Origin of the sequence: Brevibacterium mcbrellneri ATCC 49030 (assembly GCF_000178455.1) — a bacterium.
Lineage (GTDB): Bacteria > Actinomycetota > Actinomycetes > Actinomycetales > Brevibacteriaceae > Brevibacterium > Brevibacterium mcbrellneri.
Window position 1 is genome coordinate 1 of sequence record NZ_ADNU01000066.1, and the last position, 3,444, is coordinate 3,444.

Annotated in this window: 2 protein-coding genes and 1 tRNA gene; 1 reads left to right on the forward strand and 2 read right to left on the reverse strand. The window is 58.0% G+C overall.

Features of this window, described 5'->3' with window-relative positions; all coding sequences use genetic code 11:
- Positions 1 to 448 precede the first annotated feature (448 nt).
- A complete protein-coding gene (locus tag HMPREF0183_RS09940; protein WP_156798245.1) occupies positions 449 to 1,546 on the reverse strand; it encodes a hypothetical protein in 1,098 nt (365 codons plus the stop codon).
- Between the two features lie 71 nt (positions 1,547 to 1,617).
- Positions 1,618 to 3,180 (reverse strand): hypothetical protein, encoded by a 1,563-nt coding sequence (locus HMPREF0183_RS09945; RefSeq protein ID WP_005885671.1) that lies wholly within the window; start codon positions 3,178 to 3,180, stop codon positions 1,618 to 1,620.
- Between the two features lie 188 nt (positions 3,181 to 3,368).
- Between HMPREF0183_RS09945 and HMPREF0183_RS09950 the strand changes: the two genes are divergently transcribed.
- Positions 3,369 to 3,444, forward strand: a tRNA-His gene (locus HMPREF0183_RS09950).

Below are 3,444 nucleotides of genomic sequence, written 5' to 3' on the forward strand. Positions count from 1 at the left end.
AACTCTTCCCGCTGACTCGCAGTCAACGTACTATCTGCACGCAAAGAAATACTCCTCACTAGTAAACAACTGATTCACATCAGTCCAACTAATGAGGAGCAGTCCAATCGAGCTGTGTTGGGTAAACGGCTTCTGCGGGTGTTGGCGTCACTCGGGTTCACGAGTGTAGAGGGTGTAAGCACGCCCGTTTTCTGTGTGTGTAGCGACGTGGCGTCTGCTTGGTGTGTCACATCTGCTTGGTGTGCTGCATTTGCTTTCGCTCACTTTGCGCCGTTTCGTTTTGGTGCATGGAGTAATGCGTCGATTCTCCGCCACCAAAAAGGTGTACGAAACCCTTCAAGCCCTAATCGCCAGAAACAAAACCAAATCCAACTTTCAGGGGCCAGTCCATCCGACGGTTGTAATCTAAACGGCCTTAAGGGTGATCCGCGCACCAAACCTAAGCCCCTCAGTCCTCAGACTTCCTGCGCGCAAAGAGGAACACTGCCAGGAACAACCCAACCGCGCCCGCTCCCAGGAGCACCGCGAGCGACCACGGGAACGACCCGCTCGGTTCAGCCGCATCGACTGCCTTGTCTTCGCTCTCGTTGGACGGTGCCGTGGGTGCGCCGGTGTGGTTTTCCTGTGACGGTTCCGGGCCTGCGATGATGTCTTCGCTCACCTCGCCCGCCTCGTCCGGGTTCTGGGGCACGGGGTCCGAGTAGTCTGGCGCGTGAGTCTGCTCATCACCCGAATCGCCCGGCGTCCAGTCCGTTCCCGCCTGACCAGGGACGGTGCCGTTGCCGGTGTCTGGATCCTGCGTCCGGTCCTTGTCGTCCGCCTTGGTGTTGCCGTCCTTGCCGTCCGGGTTTTCCTGGTTGTCAGATTCGTCCCCGCTGTTCCCGTCGCCATGGTTGCCCGGGCGTTTACCGGGTTGGCGACCGTCCTCGTCCGGTGGGTTTGGGGCGGGCGGTTTTGTCAGAGGGGGCTTCGGCCGAGGTGGTTTCTGGCTACCGTTGTCGTCTTCAGGTGGGGTTTTTCCGTCGTTCGGGGGAGGCGTGGGCGTGGGCTTATTGATAAATTCCACCGACCCGTTTTCGATCTTCAGTGTCACCTCGCGCGGGTCAACGGCTTCGCCTTGGTCATGTGGCTTGCTGGTGTCGAGGTGAAAAGCTCTGCCTCCTTCGCCCACGATGAAGTCGTGAATTTTCTCCTTGCCGTCCTGTTTGCGTTCTACTGCGCTGAACGTGCTGCCTTCAGGGGCGGGTTTGTCGTCTACCATCACCTGATACCACTCGCCGCGGTTTATCACTGTCGAAGGCGTGACGGACTGGCCGGGGTCTTTTGTGGATTTGGGGGTGGGTTCCGTGGTGGGTTCGGGGCTTGGTGCAGGGCTTGGCTCTGCAGTGGGCCCATCAGTGGGCGCGGGGCTCGGTTCGTCAGTGGGATCTGAAGCGGAAGCAGTCCCTGTGATGGATGCTGGGGCCTGGGGGATGGCAGCGAGTGCGGGGGCACCACCGAGCGCGGCTACGGCAAGCGCCGTGGCGCTCAATGCTGTAATCCGCATGTCAAACATTCCCTGCTCGTGTCGTTGTCCCGGTCATTTATGGTACCTAATTGCCCGTGGTTCGCACTGTTTTACTTGGTGTATCCGCTAATTGTTTCTGGATTGCTACGCACAATGGCGAAGCTTTCGTCTTTGCCAACCGCCAGTAGTTTCGCGTTGGATCTGTACGCCACGTTGTCTGTGATGAGCGCTTGGGCGCCGTCGACTGTAGCGGGAGCGATGTTGCCACGGGGCTCGTTAAAAGCAACATCGTCTACTGTACCGTCTTGGACGAGTAGGCCGTCTTTCATTGAGAACATGTACGGGCCGAATGTTGCGAGTTGATATCCCTGTCCGCGCACCCAGTTAGCTTCTCCAACGGAGTCGGTGCTGGTGGTTACTGTGGAAGCGATTTTGCCGGTATCAACGTGGTGAACAACAACTTGGATGCGGTGGCCGCTGGAAACAGAGGAGCCGGCTTCGCCCCACAAAGTCACAACTTTGCCGTGTCCGGCACTGACCCAGCGAATGACGTGGAGGTCTTCAGCTGGCTTTTCGAGCGAAACTTTTTTCACCTCGCCCGTTTCGACGTTTGTCGCGATGAGTGGCCCGGCAAAACGCGCGGATATGAGCGCGTCGCCGTCAAGAGCCATGGGGGTCGTCCCTGGGTCTGGAGTGGGAAGTTGTTTCAGCCCGTCCATGCCAAACGTTGACAGTTGGTTACCGGATTTGATCAGTACGTGTGTCCCCGCCGACGACATTCGCGCGCTGGCGGGAAGCTTGTATTCTCGGGCGTCTTTTTCGCCGTCTAGAAGGGCGTATGCGGAGTCGCCAATTCGCCAGACGAGCGCGTTTTTGGATTCGATGCGGGTGTCTACTGCGAATTCAAGTTGCCCGTTGGCTGTGGTTTCGTATTTTGTTTGCCCGTTGTACGGGTCCAGGACTTTGAGGTTTTTGCCGTCGATAATGAGCACTCCGCGGTCTGATGCGGTCACCGATGCACCTGCAGGTACTTTGTGTTCCCACGCTGCGCGGTGTCCGAATCCGGGTACGGGCTCCCGTTGCTCTTCCACTGCGCGCAATCCGTTGGGGTTTTGGCTACTGGAGGACTCGATGCTTTGCGGGGTGCCGTTGTCTGGTGAACCGATGAAGCGGGGAACGAAGTACGCAGCGACCACGCCTACCAGCAGAATAGCGAGCACGATCCCTGGGATTGTCAGTCCCCGTTTCGTTTTGCGGGGTGGTTTGGTTGGGCGGGGTTTCTTGCGCAGTGTTTTGCGGTTTCCGTTTGCTATTGCGGGCGTGGCTTGCTGTGCGGGTCCGGAAAACCTGTCTGGTCGGTTGTTGTTTGGGGGAGGGGTGGTTGGTTGTGTTGGGGGAAGGTCTGGTTTGGGTGGAGTTGTGGGTTTCGTTTCCCGAGGTTGTTCTTGGCTGGGTTGTTCCTGGGTGGGTGCGAGCCGTCCTTCTGGTGTGAAAGTAAGGTTGCGCGAGGTGTCGCCGTCTTGCACTGAAACGTTGACGGGTTGCTGAGTGTGTCGCGCGTAGCGGGCCAGTTCGCTCATGGCGGCGCCGAGGTCGGGGAAGGTTTTTTGGGTCCCGTCGAGGGTGAGATGCGCCGTGCGGTCGGCGTCGATTGTCACCTCAACACGTGGCATGGATGTGGGACCTCGTTTTCATCAAGTGGGAAGCAGGTTCTTAAAGCCTAGCCATCTTTTTGGTGTGAGCGTATTGCTTTCGCCAAACTGTTATCTTGCTTAATTGAATCGTGACTCCTTGTGTGTATTTGCAAACGGTGCGCGAGCAGGTTTAAGATAATCTCTGCTGTCTGTGCAAGACGGTGATGGTGGCTATAGCTCAGCTGGTAGAGCACCGCGTTGTGGTCGCGGGGGTCGCGGGTTCAAGTCCCGTTAGCCACCCCA